13 protein-coding genes are annotated in these 13,838 nt (G+C 55.5%); 7 read left to right on the plus strand and 6 right to left on the minus strand.

Going from position 1 to position 13,838, the window contains the following annotated elements:
- Nucleotides 1–5: 5 nt before the first annotated feature.
- Genes FBR45_RS12910 through FBR45_RS12920 form a run of 3 tightly spaced genes read right to left on the minus strand, consistent with a single transcriptional unit; the run spans nt 6 to nt 3,415 of the window.
- Entirely contained in the window at nt 6–1,526 is a 1,521-nt protein-coding gene (locus tag FBR45_RS12910) for a tetratricopeptide repeat protein (protein WP_138502916.1), read from the minus strand.
- Nucleotides 1,527–1,541: 15 nt separating this feature from the next.
- Nucleotides 1,542–2,297 (minus strand): zinc ribbon domain-containing protein, encoded by a 756-nt coding sequence (locus FBR45_RS12915; RefSeq protein WP_077921770.1) that lies wholly within the window; start codon nt 2,295–2,297, stop codon nt 1,542–1,544.
- Between the two features lie 17 nt (nt 2,298–2,314).
- Entirely contained in the window at nt 2,315–3,415 is a 1,101-nt protein-coding gene (locus tag FBR45_RS12920) for a Nif3-like dinuclear metal center hexameric protein (protein WP_138502918.1), read from the minus strand.
- Between the two features lie 148 nt (nt 3,416–3,563).
- On the opposite strand from FBR45_RS12920, the gene FBR45_RS12925 reads away from it, so the two are divergent.
- Complete coding sequence (locus FBR45_RS12925; RefSeq protein ID WP_138502920.1) at nt 3,564–4,721, plus strand: patatin-like phospholipase family protein; 1,158 nt, start codon at nt 3,564–3,566, stop codon at nt 4,719–4,721.
- A gap of 10 nt (nt 4,722–4,731) precedes the next feature.
- Here FBR45_RS12925 and accC read toward each other — a convergent pair whose 3' ends face one another.
- A complete protein-coding gene (accC, locus tag FBR45_RS12930) occupies nt 4,732–6,237 on the minus strand; it encodes an acetyl-CoA carboxylase biotin carboxylase subunit (protein WP_138502922.1) in 1,506 nt (501 codons plus the stop codon).
- A gap of 223 nt (nt 6,238–6,460) precedes the next feature.
- Here accC and FBR45_RS12935 point away from each other — a divergent pair, with 223 nt between their 5' ends.
- On the plus strand, nt 6,461–7,765 hold the full coding sequence (locus tag FBR45_RS12935; protein ID WP_138502924.1) for an aminotransferase class I/II-fold pyridoxal phosphate-dependent enzyme: 1,305 nt from the start codon (nt 6,461–6,463) through the stop codon (nt 7,763–7,765).
- Nucleotides 7,766–7,910: 145 nt separating this feature from the next.
- The gene (locus FBR45_RS12940; protein WP_077921775.1) at nt 7,911–8,096 is read left to right on the plus strand and encodes a histone H1; all 186 of its coding nucleotides are present in this window, start codon (nt 7,911–7,913) and stop codon (nt 8,094–8,096) included.
- 286 nt (nt 8,097–8,382) lie between these two features.
- Here the strand turns inward: FBR45_RS12940 and FBR45_RS12945 are convergent, their stop codons facing one another.
- On the minus strand, nt 8,383–8,790 hold the full coding sequence (locus FBR45_RS12945) for a MaoC family dehydratase (protein ID WP_138502926.1): 408 nt from the start codon (nt 8,788–8,790) through the stop codon (nt 8,383–8,385).
- Between the two features lie 132 nt (nt 8,791–8,922).
- On the opposite strand from FBR45_RS12945, the gene FBR45_RS12950 reads away from it, so the two are divergent.
- Complete coding sequence (locus FBR45_RS12950) at nt 8,923–10,167, plus strand: acyltransferase family protein (protein WP_138502928.1); 1,245 nt, start codon at nt 8,923–8,925, stop codon at nt 10,165–10,167.
- A 19-nt stretch (nt 10,168–10,186) separates the two neighbouring features.
- On the opposite strand, the gene FBR45_RS12955 is transcribed toward FBR45_RS12950, so the two are convergent.
- Nucleotides 10,187–10,648: a YybH family protein gene (locus tag FBR45_RS12955; RefSeq protein ID WP_138502930.1), complete on the minus strand. Its 462-nt coding sequence runs from the start codon at nt 10,646–10,648 to the stop codon at nt 10,187–10,189.
- Nucleotides 10,649–10,714: 66 nt separating this feature from the next.
- On the opposite strand from FBR45_RS12955, the gene FBR45_RS12960 reads away from it, so the two are divergent.
- The 3 genes from FBR45_RS12960 to FBR45_RS12970 all read left to right on the plus strand — a co-directional run bounded on the left by FBR45_RS12960 (nt 10,715) and on the right by FBR45_RS12970 (nt 13,747).
- The gene (locus FBR45_RS12960) at nt 10,715–11,692 is read left to right on the plus strand and encodes an NADPH:quinone oxidoreductase family protein (protein WP_138502932.1); all 978 of its coding nucleotides are present in this window, start codon (nt 10,715–10,717) and stop codon (nt 11,690–11,692) included.
- A 200-nt stretch (nt 11,693–11,892) separates the two neighbouring features.
- A complete protein-coding gene (fabG, locus tag FBR45_RS12965; protein ID WP_138502934.1) occupies nt 11,893–12,630 on the plus strand; it encodes a 3-oxoacyl-ACP reductase FabG in 738 nt (245 codons plus the stop codon).
- A 223-nt stretch (nt 12,631–12,853) separates the two neighbouring features.
- Nucleotides 12,854–13,747 (plus strand): diacylglycerol/lipid kinase family protein, encoded by an 894-nt coding sequence (locus FBR45_RS12970; RefSeq protein WP_138502936.1) that lies wholly within the window; start codon nt 12,854–12,856, stop codon nt 13,745–13,747.
- Nucleotides 13,748–13,838 lie beyond the last annotated feature (91 nt).

Below are 13,838 nucleotides of genomic sequence, written 5' to 3' on the forward strand. Positions count from 1 at the left end.
ACGCCCTACAGCCCGCTCAGGGCCGCTTTCGCTTTGTTGTCGACGCTGTTTTTGTACTCATGGCGCTTAAATGACAACGCTTTTTCGAAGAACGACCGGGCGCGAGTCCGGTCGTTCTTTTGTTGGTAGATATAGCCCAGCTGAAGCGCCGAGGAGGCTCCGAACGAAAGATTCTGCTGCCGGGCTGCCGGGCTATCGGACAGGGTCAGCGCCCGGCTCAGATAGGGAGCCGCTGTGTCGGGCGCGTTCCGGCGCTGGTAGATGCGACCCAGCCGGTAATTGTACTCGATCTGTTCGGCCAGCGCCGGAAAAAGCCCTTCGGTATAGGGCCGGAGGTAGGCTAATGCGCTATCCGTGTAGCCGCCATCAGCCGCCAGCCGCGCCCGCATCAGTACTTTCTGCTGGGCAGAGGGGCTGTGTTTCAGATACTGTTCGGCCAACCGCTGGGCGGCTTTGTCCGACTCAACAGCCTGTCGACCCACGCGGGTAACCTGCACGAGCAACGGTCGGGCGCTGGCGTCGGGTTCGTTGGCCAGCCACTGGCAGAGAAACAGTTTGTAATACGAGTCCTTCAGGAAATTACGCCCCCGATAGGTCGACAGAAATCGCTGAAAATGGCGTTTAGCGGTAACGTACTGCCCTTTTTGCAGGTAGATGTCGCCCAAAATATTGTCGATAACGGGAATGGGCTGGTACGACGCAGCCGTAGGGCGGGCGTTCAGATACGTCAGTGCCTGCTCGCTATGGCCGTTCTTCTGCTCTATCGTGGCTCCGAAAAAATGGAGCAGCAGATTATCCGGGTTGGCCCGAACCAGTTGATGTAGCGTCTGGCTATCGGCTTCGGTGAAGCGGAGTACATAGGCCCGTACCATCAGATCGATCAGCCGGGCCTCCAGACCAAATACGGGATCGCGCTGCGCCCGACTGATCTCCTGCTGCCCCTGCTGAATAGTACCCCGCAGGCCGAGCAGACTGGCTACCCAGCTATAGCTTTCCGGTACGGAGCCGATCATGATGTGCAGGGTTCCCAGCGACTTATAGGTGGGCAAAAAGTCCGGGAATCGTTTTTGATTATCGGCCAGCAGTTTATACGCACGGACGACATCCCAGCTGGCGCTCATCTCTTTGCCAAACTTCAGCTTGACAAACGCCCAGTGGAGCCGCACCTCGGCCTGAAGCACCCGTTGCCAGGGCGATGTATCATCCAGCGACTGCAGGCCGTCGAGCCGTTCGGCTTCGCGGTCGCTCCAGGTGGCAAACAGCTGATCATCGTCGGAGGTGACCAGCGTGAGCATGTCGGCGTAATCGTCGACGAAAATACGAATGCCGTTATGAGTTGGCTCGCGGGCCAGTAGTTGCCGGGCGGGCTGGACGTTGGCTTTCTGCAGATCGGCATAGGCCCGCTGAAGCCCGGGTGTCCAGACAAAATCCTGCGCCTGCACGGGGGCCACCAGCCAAACAAGTACCCAAAAAACAACGGATCGACACAGGGTTCCTGGTGAGAAATCTGTGTCGATCCGTTGCATCGGGGTAGGCTGTACTTATCGTCCGCGGCCTACTACGGCCGGCTCGGGAACGCCTTCTACGTCGGCGAAAATCCGTCCGCAGTGTTCGCAAACGATGATTTTTTTCTTGTCTTTGATGTCGGCCTGGCGCTGGGGCGGTACTACGTTGAAGCAGCCACCACAGGCTCCGCGTTTCACCATCACTACGGCCAGGCCGTTGAGGGCGTTACCACGAATTTTGTTGTACGAGTTCAGCAGCCGCGGCTCAATGGTCGTTGCCTGCTGGTCGCGCTGCCGGATCAGTTCTTTCTCCTCTTCCTGGCTCTCGGAGGTAATCTGATCGAGCTCCTGCTTTTTGGCTTTCAGGTCTTCTTTCCGTTCGTTCAGGGCTTCCTGGGTCGTCTTGATCTCCTCTTCTTTGCCCCGAACCCGAAACTGAGCTTCGCTGATGCGTTTATCGGCCAGCTCGATCTCGAGCGACTGCAGTTCGATTTCTTTCGAGATCGCATCAAACTCCCGGTTGTTGCGGACGTTCATCTGCTGATCCTTGTATTTGGTGATCAGTTTCTCGGCGTCTTTTTTGGCAACCCGGTTCCGCTCGATTTCTTCGTCCAGCGTTTTGATTTCGGCCTGGAACTTCCCGATCCGCGTCTCGAAACCGGCAATATCGTCTTCCAGATCGCGCACCTCTTCGGGCAAACCTCCCCGGATTTTTATGAGTTCGTCGAGTTGAGAGTCAAAGGATTGCAGTTTCAGAAGAGCGTCTAGTTTTTGCGCAATCGTCAGTTCCATTCGGAATGTATTTAGTGCTACGTGAAGTATTGTACCGGATTCGTGTCTATTCCGGATAAAATTACCGCAAAAGTAGTGAATTTTTTTGCCAAAAGCCCGCCGATCAACTCTTTCGTACAGACTTCGCTTTCATAATGGCCAATGTCGCAGATGATTAGGCGACCTTCGGCGTCGAAGAACTCGTGATACTTATAGTCAGCTGTAACAAAGGCATCGGCGCCGGCGCGCAGGGCATCGGCCAGTAAAAAGCTACCCGCTCCGCCACAAACGGCAATACGCCGTATAGGGCGGTCGGGGAGGGCGGTATGGCGGATGAGGGGTAACTGCATCGTTTCTTTCAGATACATGAGCCAGTTCGCGCCTGACATTGGCGCTGGCAAGTTGCCCACGGCGCCGGACCCGACGGTCTGATTACTGTTCGTGAGGGCATAGAGATCATAGGCTGGCACTTCGTACGAATGCGCCTGTTTCATGGCTGCTACAATAGCGCCTTCCAGATGGGTCGGCAGCAGCACTTCAAGCCGTTGCTCCTGTACGGTTTCATCGCGGTCTACCGTACCCACAACCGGATTGGATCCGTTCAGGGGTCTGAACGTTCCCGTTCCGCCCATCCGAAACGAACAATGGTCATAGGCCCCGATGCGGCCCGCTCCGGCCTCATACACGGCCTGCAAGACGGCCGGCAGGTCGGCGTCGGGGGTGTAGACGACGAGTTTGCTGAGCGTCTGCGCTTTGGGCGCCAGAATCTGCACCTCCTGCAAGCCCAGCTTTTCGGCAATTTTTGCATTGACACCCCCCGCCACATTGTCCAGGTTGGTATGGCTGGCGTAGATGGCCACCTCGTTTTTTATGGCTTTGATGACCGTTCGTTCTACGTAATTTTTGCCATTGAGTTTTTTCAGTCCCCGGAAAACGATGGGGTGGTGTGCCACCACCAGGTTACAGCCCCTGGCTACGGCTTCGTCGATAACGGCTTCGGTGGTGTCGAGGGTAACCAGCACGCCGGTAATGGGCGTGTTGGGATCACCTACAATCAGACCGGCATTATCATAGGATTCCTGATAGGCCAGGGGGGCAATACTTTCCAGATAAGCGGTCAGCTGGCGGATGGTTGTCATAAACGCAGAAAAACGATGGTCCGAAAATTACACCCTTCGGCTGGTTTCCCCAAAATCGACTCCTTGCGACTAATGCCTAACGGATTGCCTTTGCTCAGATTATCAGTAACTTATCCGCTTGTCACTGCTAAATCAACCTTGTCTAATCATGAAACTTTTACTCCTGTCCGCTCTTTGTTTACCGTTGTTGTCTACCGTTATGGCTCAGACCGACCCACCTCCCAAACGTTTGCTCGTGGTGTCGGGTGGTGGGGCGCGGGGGGCCTGGGGTGTTGGAATCGCTAATTTTCTGGATTCGACCGGAAAACGGTATGCGCACGTAGTTGGCACAAGTACCGGTAGTCTGATGGCTCCATTGATCCTGCTTCGTAAATACGATGTGCTTAACCGGGCCTATACGTCCGTAACGCAAAAAGATATTTTTACCGTTAACCCGTTCAACAAGCGAGGGGGCATTCGACTGCTGAATGCCCTGTGCCGATTCAACAAACCTTCGTTGGGGACGACCGAAAACCTCCGGAATCTGATCCGTACGTTCGTTACGCCAGCCGATTATGCTCAGATCCGTACCAGTCCGCTGGGCCTTGACTTTACGGTGTCAGTGGTGAACCTCCGAACCCTCGAAGCGGCCTATAAGTCGGCCAGCCAGCATCCCGATTATGAAGAAATGGTAAACTGGACCTGGGCATCGGCCAACCAGCCCGTATTTATGTCGCCTTATATCACCAGAAATGAAGCGGGGGCTGACGATTTTTGGGCCGATGGTGGGGTCAGAAACCCAATTCCGATTCGGGAAGGCCTGCAACTGGCCTTCGACAAGCGGTACGAAGCCGTCGACGTAATCATAAATAGCCTGCCCAGCGCCGACGAACCCGCATCCAGCTGGCCCGATGGGAAAGCTACCGTCTTCAAAGCGCTCACCCGGACACTAGCCACCTATGGTAGTGGCACCCGCGAAATGAACATAGCCATTGGGCGGTTGCTGAACAGACTGAACCAGCTCACCCGCCCGCAACCGGCTGAACAGGCTTCGCTGAGCAGCCAGCCAGTAGGGGCTGAAGCTGCCGAACCAAGCCTGGTGCTGACGTTTTATTTTATGCCGCACGACCTGTACGCGCTGATTCCGAACGAGCTGATATTCGACCCGGCCACCATGACTACCCTACTGGAGGCAGGCCGTCGCGGGCGATACGTTACCCAGGTACAGGAGGCCATAGCTACCCCCGGCCTACCCGTTGAAGGAACCTACTCCTTTCAGCTGTCGAGAACGACACTGGGGCGGTTGTTAAAGGAGCTAAATCCCTAATGCTGTCAGATTACCCGATTCGGTTGGTTTTCCATTTACTTTTCGACGCTATCGGCACGCTACTAACGGCTTCGCTACGTCTGGGGGTGGTTGTTTCCAGCAGCCAGGCCGCCAGCACAGCCGCCACGCGGGTTTCGTTGGGGTCCGGGCTGGCAGTTGTCAGCATGTCCGGTTTGAAGTAGCTGGCAACAAAGCCGGTATCAAACTGACCCGACCGGAAGGCCTCATGCTCCATCACGAACCGGCCAAACGGGAGTGTCGTCTGAACCCCCGAAATCTGGTATTCGTCAATTGCCCGGATCATTTTCTGGATGGCCTCGTCGCGGCTGTCGCCGTAGGTAACGAGCTTAGCAATCATCGGATCGTAATAAATCGGGATAGCCATCCCCTGCTCAAACCCATCGTCGACCCGCACCCCGTTTCCCTGGGGACGAACGTAGGTGTCGAGTGTGCCCACGTCGGGCAGAAAATTATTGGTCGGGTCTTCGGCATAGACCCGTACTTCAATCGCGTGCCCTTTGATGTGCAGATCTTCCTGCCGGATGGTAAGGGGTTTTCCTTCGGCAATGTAGATCATCTGTTTCACCAGATCGACGCCCGTAATCTGTTCGGTAACGGGGTGCTCGACCTGAAGGCGCGTGTTCATTTCCAGAAAATAGAAATCGAGCTGATCATTGACGATGAACTCAACCGTACCGGCTCCGTAGTAGCCGCAGGCCCGGGCTACATCGACAGCCGCCCGGCCCATGGCGTCGCGGATGTCGGGCGTCAGGATCGCCGAGGGTGCTTCTTCAACGACTTTCTGATGGCGTCGCTGTACGGAGCATTCGCGTTCGAAGAGGTGAATGATGTTGCCGTGCTGGTCGCCCAGGACCTGAATTTCGACGTGCCGGGGCGAGGTTACGTACTTCTCGATGAACACCGACCCGTCGCCGAAGGCCGAAATGGCTTCGCTGACAGCGCGGTCCATCTGCTCGTCGAATTCGGCATCGTTTTCAACGACCCGCATGCCTTTGCCCCCGCCCCCGGCCGAGGCTTTGATCAGTACCGGATAACCAATCTGCGCCGAAATGGCCTTGGCTTCGGCCCGGTCGGTAATGGCACTGGGCGTGCCGGGAACCATCGGGATATCATACCCGGCCACGGCGGCTTTGGCGGCCAGCTTGCTGCCCATGACCTCGATGCTTTCCGGTGAGGGGCCGACGAAGATCAGACCGGCTTCCCGCACCTGTCGGGCAAAAGCCGCGTTTTCGGAGAGGAAGCCATAGCCGGGGTGGATGGCATCGACGTTGAGCCGCTTACAGGCGTCAATGATGGTGTCGGCTCGCAGGTACGATTCGGAAGAGGGGGCCGGACCTACGCAAACGGCTTCGTCGGCGTAGCGGACATGAAGGGCGTTGCGGTCAGCTTCTGAATAAATCGCAACGGTTTGTATGCCCATTTCGCGGGCGGTACGCATGATCCGAAGGGCAATTTCGCCCCGGTTGGCGACCAGGAGTTTATGGATGGCTGGCATTACGTATGTTGATAAAGGAACCGCTCAGGCGGCTTTTCCAGACGCAGATTTACGCAAAGATGGGCAAAGGGTGAACACGCTACCAACAAATGCATACCGACGGCGAACCGGATCGGTCAAAATCGAATTTATGAGGTGCAATTTTGTCCGAGAAAAAGATAACCGTACTTTTGCACTTATGGCTTTAAAAACAAGGGTTTAACCCATAAAACGACAGTAAAAAGTGGATTTATTCGAGAAACTGCGCACCAATCTAGGCCCAATCGGCTCGCCGGCACGGGAGTTTAATGGCCACCACTATTTTGCATTTCCTAAACTAGAAGGTGAGTTGGGCCCCCGGATGCGCTTTCGGGGAAAAGAGGTACTGAACTGGAGTTTGAATAACTACCTGGGGTTGGCCAACCACCCTGAAATTCGTGAAGCTGATGCTGATGCCACGGCGCAGTGGGGGCTGGCTTATCCGATGGGCGCCCGCATGATGTCCGGTAACTCAGACCTGCACGAGCAATTTGAAAAAGAACTGGCGGAGTTTGTCGGCAAAGAAGATGCTTTCCTGCTCAACTACGGGTATCAGGGCGTTATGTCGGCTATCGAAGCCGTGGTCGACCATCGGGATATCATTGTTTACGATGCCGAAAGTCACGCCTGCCTGATCGACGGTATCCGGCTCCACAAGGCGAAGATGGGCGACTACTATAAGTTCAACCATAACGACATGGCCAGTCTGGAGAAAAACCTCCAGCGGGCTACCCGGCGCGTAGCCGAAACGGGCGGCAGCATTCTGGTCGTTACCGAAGGCGTTTTTGGGATGTCGGGTAAGGTAGGGAGCCTGGACAAGATCGTAGCCCTGAAAGAAAAATACGAGTTCCGGCTGCTGGTCGACGATGCACACGGTTTTGGCACTATGGGCGAAACGGGTGCGGGTGTTGGTGAAATGCTCGGTTGCCAGGCTGGTATCGACCTGTATTTCTCGACGTTTGCCAAGTCGATGGCAGCGATCGGTGCGTTCATTGCCGCCGACCACGACATCATCATGTACCTCAAATACAACATGCGGTCGCAGACGTACGCTAAAGCGCTGCCGATGCCTTACGTAGTTGGTGGCCTGAAGCGGCTGGAGATGGTACGGCGGTCGTCGGAGCTGCGCGATAAACTGTGGACCAACGTTCGGGCCCTGCAGAACGGACTGCGGGAGCGCGGTTTCGATATTGGCGATACACAGTCGCCGGTAACACCGGTATTCCTGCAAAACATTGAAGGGGGCGTGGCCGAAGTGGCTGCCCTGACCATGGACCTGCGCGAGAATATGGGTGTGTTCTGTTCAATCGTTGTGTATCCGGTTGTACCCAAAGGAACGATCATGTTGCGTATCATTCCAACGGCGGCTCATACCCTGGATGATGTGAACTATACGCTGGATGCTTTCTCTAAAATGGGCGAGAAGCTCAAGAATGGCCTCTATCGTCAAAATTCAACGATTACGGCCCCAAAAACGGTCGAAATGTCAGCCGAAGCGGCATCTGAATAAGGTTTTTTGGCGAAAAGTTGCATTTTTCAACTAATTTTTTGGCTCGCCTATTGCGCTGTATAGGAGAATCACTAAATTTCAGCCGAAAAACCGCGTTTTTAGCGGGATTTGGGCATTTTTCACACTTAAACCCATACGCATCGCTATGGCACGCTTCGATGAAGTAAAGAATCTGGTTATGTCGCTGGAAGGTGATTTCGAGAAGTTCTACGAAAAAAATAACCAGGCCGCCGGTACTCGTGTTCGTAAAGGAATGCAGGATCTGAAGACACTGGCGCAGACCATTCGCTCGGAAGTTCAGGACACCAAGAACAAAGCCGAGAAAGCGTAAATCAACCGGACAGCCTGTCTAACTGATAGCGCATTCGGCCGTTTTGGCCAAACCAATCTATCCCCGCCCGGCTTCTGGCCCGGCGGGTTTTTTTTTACCGGCTTATCGTCGTGCGTTATCGTGGTCCGTGTCCTCACGGATCACGGCAAAGAATTCGATCCACCTGTGAGAAGATTCGTTGCTGTCGCGCATGTAGTCCGTGCCCCCACGGACCACGGTGGGAGGTGGGGTTGGCGAGGTAGGATGGGAGGCTGAGCAGAAAAGTCTGTCAACCGGATTTCAGCGTTTATATTTTTTCGCGGTGCATGAGGGTGGCGATGCCTCGGGTGGTCACTTTTTTGGTTTGCACATCCCGAATTTCGCCCAGGATCTGTGCGGTGTGTTTGACCGTATCCATCGACTGAACCGTGAAGGTGGCTTCGTAATCGGTGTCGACGAACATGGGGCGCAGGAACTCGAGTGTCTGACCCAGGTAAACGGAACCGTAACCGGGAAACTCGGTGCCCAGCACTTTCGTAAATACACTGGCTCCCAGCATGCCATGAATAATGGGGCGCTTGAACGGGGTTGTCGCGGCAAAATCAGCGTCGAGGTGAAGGGGGTTGTTGTCGCCGGTAACCCGGGCAAAATCGATAACGTCGGCTTGCGAAAACCGGAAAGCGTAGCGGTGAACAGCGTCGAGGGTAAATTCCATATAACTATATATTGAACGTCAGGGCGTATATATCCCGAGGTTGATAGCGGGCAAAGTTCCGTGTTAGCGGTCGCAAATCATTATCTACCGTCCATTATTCATTGTGCAATACGTCCTACCTTCGCGTCTGTTATGCTGAATCAATTGTTTTCGCTGGGTGTATCGCCTGCCAAACGGGTGTTTGGTCTGGACGTGATGCGGGCGGCTGCTATCCTGATTGTGGTAGATGCCCACGCCACCGTTGCGCTGAAGGAGTATTATAATGGAGCGTTCTGGCATCATCTGCTACCCGATGGAGTTGAACTGTTTTTTGTACTGAGTGGCTTTCTGATTGGTGGAATCCTGATTCGTTCGTACGAAAAGAAAAGTCATTTCGATGCAGGCCTGCTGCTTAATTTCTGGACACGTCGGTGGTTCCGTACGTTACCCAACTATTACCTGGTCTTGCTGGGCCTGATTGGTCTGTCGCTGTTACGGGCCTATCGGGCTGGCGTCCATCATTCGCTGCCTCAGCGCGATACGCTGATTCGGTATTTTTTCTTTCTACAAAACTTCACCACCTACGTACCCGACTTTTTTACCGAAACCTGGAGTCTGGCAATCGAAGAGTGGTCGTATATAACCCTGCCCCTGATTCTGTGGCTGATGCAGACTCTGCTGCCAGCTTCCTGGCCACGGCAGCGTATCGTACTGGCGGCCATCCTGACGGTTATTCTGGGTACTAATCTGTGTCGGCTGGTGCTGTCGGCACAGGTGCCGCTGCCGGCCGGTGAGCTTGGGTTTCGCGGTATTGTACTGACGCGGCTGGATGCGATCTCGTACGGCGTGCTGGCGGCCTATGCCAAGCACTATTTCCCGACCCGCTGGACCGATGAGCGGCTCCGGCAGCGGCTGTTCGTAATCGGTCTGGTGCTGACCGGCCTTACTGCTTTTACTTCGTCAGTCTTTTTGATAGGGTACTACGGTGAATGGGGCGTACAGCCTGCCTATGTGTTCTACAAACGGACCTTTTATTTTCCGGTCATCGGGCTGAGTATGGCGCTGCTGATGCCGTATATGGATGGCTGGCGGGCCGCGTCGGGGCTTTGGGCGCGGTTCGGGATTGCGCAGGCCATCACGCACATCAGTCTTATATCGTACTCTATGTATCTGCTGAACCTGACGCCCATCATGATCAGCTTTCTCGAGCGGATTCCGACCTCCTCGTTCGAAACGGCCTGGATGAAGGTATTTCTGTTCTGGGGGCTGGTCCTGTTTCTGTCGACGCTGTTGTTTAAGTACTTCGAGCGCCCCGTCACCGAACTCCGCGAGCGTCTGTCGGCCAAAGAACCGACCGAACTTATTAAAGAGCGTAAGAACGAGCGAGTGAACGAATGAAGAACGTTCACTTGCTGAATTAGCTCGAGTGGTCGCTGACGATCACCCAGCGCTTTTTGATCTTGCGCCAGAGCAGGGTAAAATGACCGTCGAGGTTGCCCACGGTGGGGCGGGTCAGGTGCCAGCGGCCAATGACGTAGGCCACGTTGGGCGATGGCATATCCAGCTGCAGAATATCGAATTTGAGGGTTCCCATCGACTGCCGGTCCGGGTAACGCTTCCTGTAGTTGGCCAGAGTAGCCTGATACCCATAGGTAACTCCGGCTTTGCCGATAAACGTAAGTGAGTCGGAAGGCCAGTAGCCGTTCATGAATTTTTCGACTCGCCCGGCGTTCCAGTCTTCAGTCTGACGTTTCAGGATGAGGAGAATGGCTCGCCGGTCAGCTGCCAGCGTCCTGGCTGCCGATGTGTTGCGGGCTGACTGGCTGTAGGCCGGTACGATTACCAGCAGGAGCAGGGCGAAGGCGATCAGTCGTTGCATGTAACAATTGGTTTTCTGGTAAAACTACGGCAATAGTGCTAGGTTTGTACACGAACCTTTATGTTTATGAAAGCCATTCTGTGCGAACAATACGGCCCGCCCGAACAACTCGTTCTAACCGATGTGGCTTTGCCCAAAGCGGGCGCTGGTCAGGTCGTTATTCAGGTCGAAGCCTGCGGGGTCAACTTCCCCGATACACTCATTATCGAAGGAAAATACCAGATTAAACCGCCGATGCCCTTTTCGCCGGGTGGCGAGGTGGCGGGTATCATCACCGAAGTGGGGGAGGGGGTGAACCACCTTCGGGTCGGCGACCGGGTGTTTTCGCTGACGGGATACGGTGGGTTTGCCGAGCAGGTTGCTGCCAATGCTGCCACGACGCTTCCCATGCTGCCGGATATGGATTTTGTAACGGCGGCTTCCACCATGTACACCTACGGAACGTCGTACCACGCTCTGAAAGACCGCGCTTCGCTGCAACCGGGCGAGACCCTACTGGTTCTGGGCGCTGCCGGGGGGGTAGGGCTGGCAGCGGTTCAACTGGGCGTGCTGATGGGCGCCCGCGTTATTGCGGCCGCATCGAGCGATAAAAAGCTGGAGGTATGCCGACGCCTGGGTGCTGCCGAGACCATTAATTATACGACCGAAACGCTGCGCGACCGTATCAAAGAGCTGACCGATGGGAAAGGCGTTGATGTTGTTTACGACCCCGTCGGCGACCGCTACGCCGAACCCGCCCTTCGGTCGCTGGCCTGGAAAGGCCGGTACCTGGTTGTGGGGTTTGCCGGTGGTGACATACCCAGTATTCCACTCAACCTGGCTTTGCTAAAAGGAGCCTCTATTATCGGTGTGTTCTGGGGTGCTTTCGCCCAGCGCGAACCCAAAACCAGCCTGCAGAATTTTCGCCAGATCCTCGACTGGATTTCAGCGGGCCAGCTAAGCCAGCACATTCATAACACCTATTCGCTCGCCGACTCTCCCAAAGCCCTGCGCGACCTCCTCAAGCGCCGGGTTGTTGGCAAAGCGGTCGTTGTGATGAATTGATTTCCAAGAGTGTCGGTCAGCAGATGATGAAAAATGGTCCCCTGGCATAAATGCCAGGGCTATTCATAGGTAGAATGGGTGAGAACCTGGATTGAGGGAGAAACATGAATAGGTCCGGCATTCATGCCGGGCAGCACAGGATGAAAAATGGTTCCCCGGCATTTGCCGGGAAACCGGAGAGATTAGAAAATAGATAACCCATGCGATTGCAAAATAAAGTAGCCATTATAACCGGTGCGGCCCGGGGTATTGGGCAGGGCGCTGCGGAGGTTTTTTGCCGGGAAGGCGCTACGGTGATCATCTGGGATCTGCTCGACGAGGGGGAGGCAACGGCGCAAACCCTGCGCGACCAGGGATACCGATGCGACTTCATGAAGGTCAGCACCACCGACGTACCCACCATCGAAGCCGCTACCCGCGAGGTAGTTGACCGATACGGGCAGATCGATATTCTGATCAACAACGCCGGAATCACGCGCGACAAAACCCTGCTGAAAATGTCGTTTATTGAATGGCAGCAGGTGATCGATGTGAACCTGACGGGCGTTTTCAACTGCACCAAAGTGGTGGCCCCTTACATGGTAGAGCGTAAGTACGGCCGGATCATCTGTACCTCATCCATCAACGGCGTACATGGTGCATTTGGTCAAACAAACTACGCTGCTGCCAAAGCCGGTATCATTGGCATGGTTCGGTCGTGGGCCAAGGAACTCGGGCCGAAAGGCATTACTGCCAATGCGGTAGCGCCCGGCTTTATCCAGACCGCCATGACCGATGCGATGCCGGAAGAAGTCCGGAATGCCGCCGTAGCTACCGTGCCGGTCCGGCGCATCGGTAAACCCGACGATATTGCCTATGCGTACCTGTACCTGGCATCTGACGAGGCTTCGTTTGTCAATGGGCATGTGCTGGCCGTAAATGGCGGGCAGGCTATCTAACTTTTGTCAACGGGCCGTCTTCCGACGACAGCAGCTACCGAGCCAAGTCATACGGAGACGGCCCGACGAACCCGTACCTATCCGTAAACCGATCCCGTACTCCACCTACTATGAACCGCGTCCGTAAGTTTTATAACGAGTACAAACCCTACATCTTCTCGGATGGTTGGTACTACGTGTTTATTGTTCTATTCATCATGCTGCTGTTCGTTTTCTTTTCCTGATGGCCCAGCTGTCGGCCGTTCTGGCCATAATTAATCCGCTTTCGGGAACCCTGTCGATCGCGCAGAAAACCCGCCTGCGCGACACCTTCCTGCAACGGGCCGAGGGGATGGGGTTTGCCCCGGAGGCTATCTTTACCGAGTATCCCGGTCATGCCACCGAACTGGCAACAGCGGCCGTTGCGCGGGGCGTCAGCCGGGTGCTGGCCGTTGGGGGCGATGGTACCATCAACGAAACGGCCCGGGCCCTGCGCCGGTCGGCCTCGGTGCTGGGTATTGTGCCGATGGGTTCTGGAAACGGACTGGCACGCCATCTCGGTTTGCCCCTGCACCCGCTAAAAGCCATTGACCGGGCGCTGGCGGGTCGTCCGGTGGTTATCGACAGTGGCGAAATCAACGAACACGCTTTTTTCTGTACCGCCGGGTTGGGGTTCGAAGCCTATGTGGCCCATCAGTTTGCCCTGCAGCCGGTGCGGGGGTTACCAACCTACATCCGTACCGCCTTTCGATCGTTCTGGTCGTATCAGCCCGACCGGTACTGGATCGACGGAGAAGAGCGCCGACTGTTTTCGCTCAGTTTTGCCAATGCGGGTCAGTTTGGTAACAACGCCTGGGTGGCGCCAACAGCTAATATTGCCGACGGGAAGCTGGAACAGTGCGAAATAAGGCCTTTCCCGGCTCAGATGGGGCCGCTGCTCACCTGGCGACTGTTCAACAAAAGCCTGAATCTGTCGCCGTACTGGCAGGGACGCGCCGTAACAAAAGCGTCGGTACGCGTTGACCTACAGACGCATCGGGGGCCGCTGCTCATTCATGCCGACGGGGAGCCGATTACCATACCGGACGCGCAAGCCGAAGTGCGGATACTACCGGGTAGTTTGCTGGTTTTGCTGTGAGGTTGCGCAATTCATTCGCGCAACTTAACGGAACAAGCCCGATATTTGCCCCGCCAAAACCATTCCGACGGCGGGCGTGTGTCCGGTGTTT

This window comes from Spirosoma lacussanchae (assembly GCF_005870035.1).
GTDB lineage: Bacteria > Bacteroidota > Bacteroidia > Cytophagales > Spirosomataceae > Spirosoma > Spirosoma lacussanchae.

What these genes read in the sequence shown, in the direction of transcription:
- FBR45_RS12925 (WP_138502920.1), top strand. Translation starts at nt 3,564, where the DNA reads ATGAAACTTTTACTCCTGTCCGCTCTTTGTTTACCGTTGTTGTCTACC.
- FBR45_RS12940 (WP_077921775.1), top strand. Translation starts at nt 7,911, where the DNA reads ATGGCACGCTTCGATGAAGTAAAGAATCTGGTTATGTCGCTGGAAGGT.
- FBR45_RS12970 (WP_138502936.1), top strand. Translation starts at nt 12,854, where the DNA reads ATGGCCCAGCTGTCGGCCGTTCTGGCCATAATTAATCCGCTTTCGGGA.
- FBR45_RS12910 (WP_138502916.1), bottom strand. Translation starts at nt 1,526, where the DNA reads ATGCAACGGATCGACACAGATTTCTCACCAGGAACCCTGTGTCGATCC.
- FBR45_RS12950 (WP_138502928.1), top strand. Translation starts at nt 8,923, where the DNA reads ATGCTGAATCAATTGTTTTCGCTGGGTGTATCGCCTGCCAAACGGGTG.
- FBR45_RS12915 (WP_077921770.1), bottom strand. Translation starts at nt 2,297, where the DNA reads ATGGAACTGACGATTGCGCAAAAACTAGACGCTCTTCTGAAACTGCAA.
- FBR45_RS12955 (WP_138502930.1), bottom strand. Translation starts at nt 10,648, where the DNA reads ATGCAACGACTGATCGCCTTCGCCCTGCTCCTGCTGGTAATCGTACCG.
- accC (WP_138502922.1), bottom strand. Translation starts at nt 6,237, where the DNA reads ATGCCAGCCATCCATAAACTCCTGGTCGCCAACCGGGGCGAAATTGCC.
- FBR45_RS12960 (WP_138502932.1), top strand. Translation starts at nt 10,715, where the DNA reads ATGAAAGCCATTCTGTGCGAACAATACGGCCCGCCCGAACAACTCGTT.
- FBR45_RS12945 (WP_138502926.1), bottom strand. Translation starts at nt 8,790, where the DNA reads ATGGAATTTACCCTCGACGCTGTTCACCGCTACGCTTTCCGGTTTTCG.
- FBR45_RS12920 (WP_138502918.1), bottom strand. Translation starts at nt 3,415, where the DNA reads ATGACAACCATCCGCCAGCTGACCGCTTATCTGGAAAGTATTGCCCCC.
- fabG (WP_138502934.1), top strand. Translation starts at nt 11,893, where the DNA reads ATGCGATTGCAAAATAAAGTAGCCATTATAACCGGTGCGGCCCGGGGT.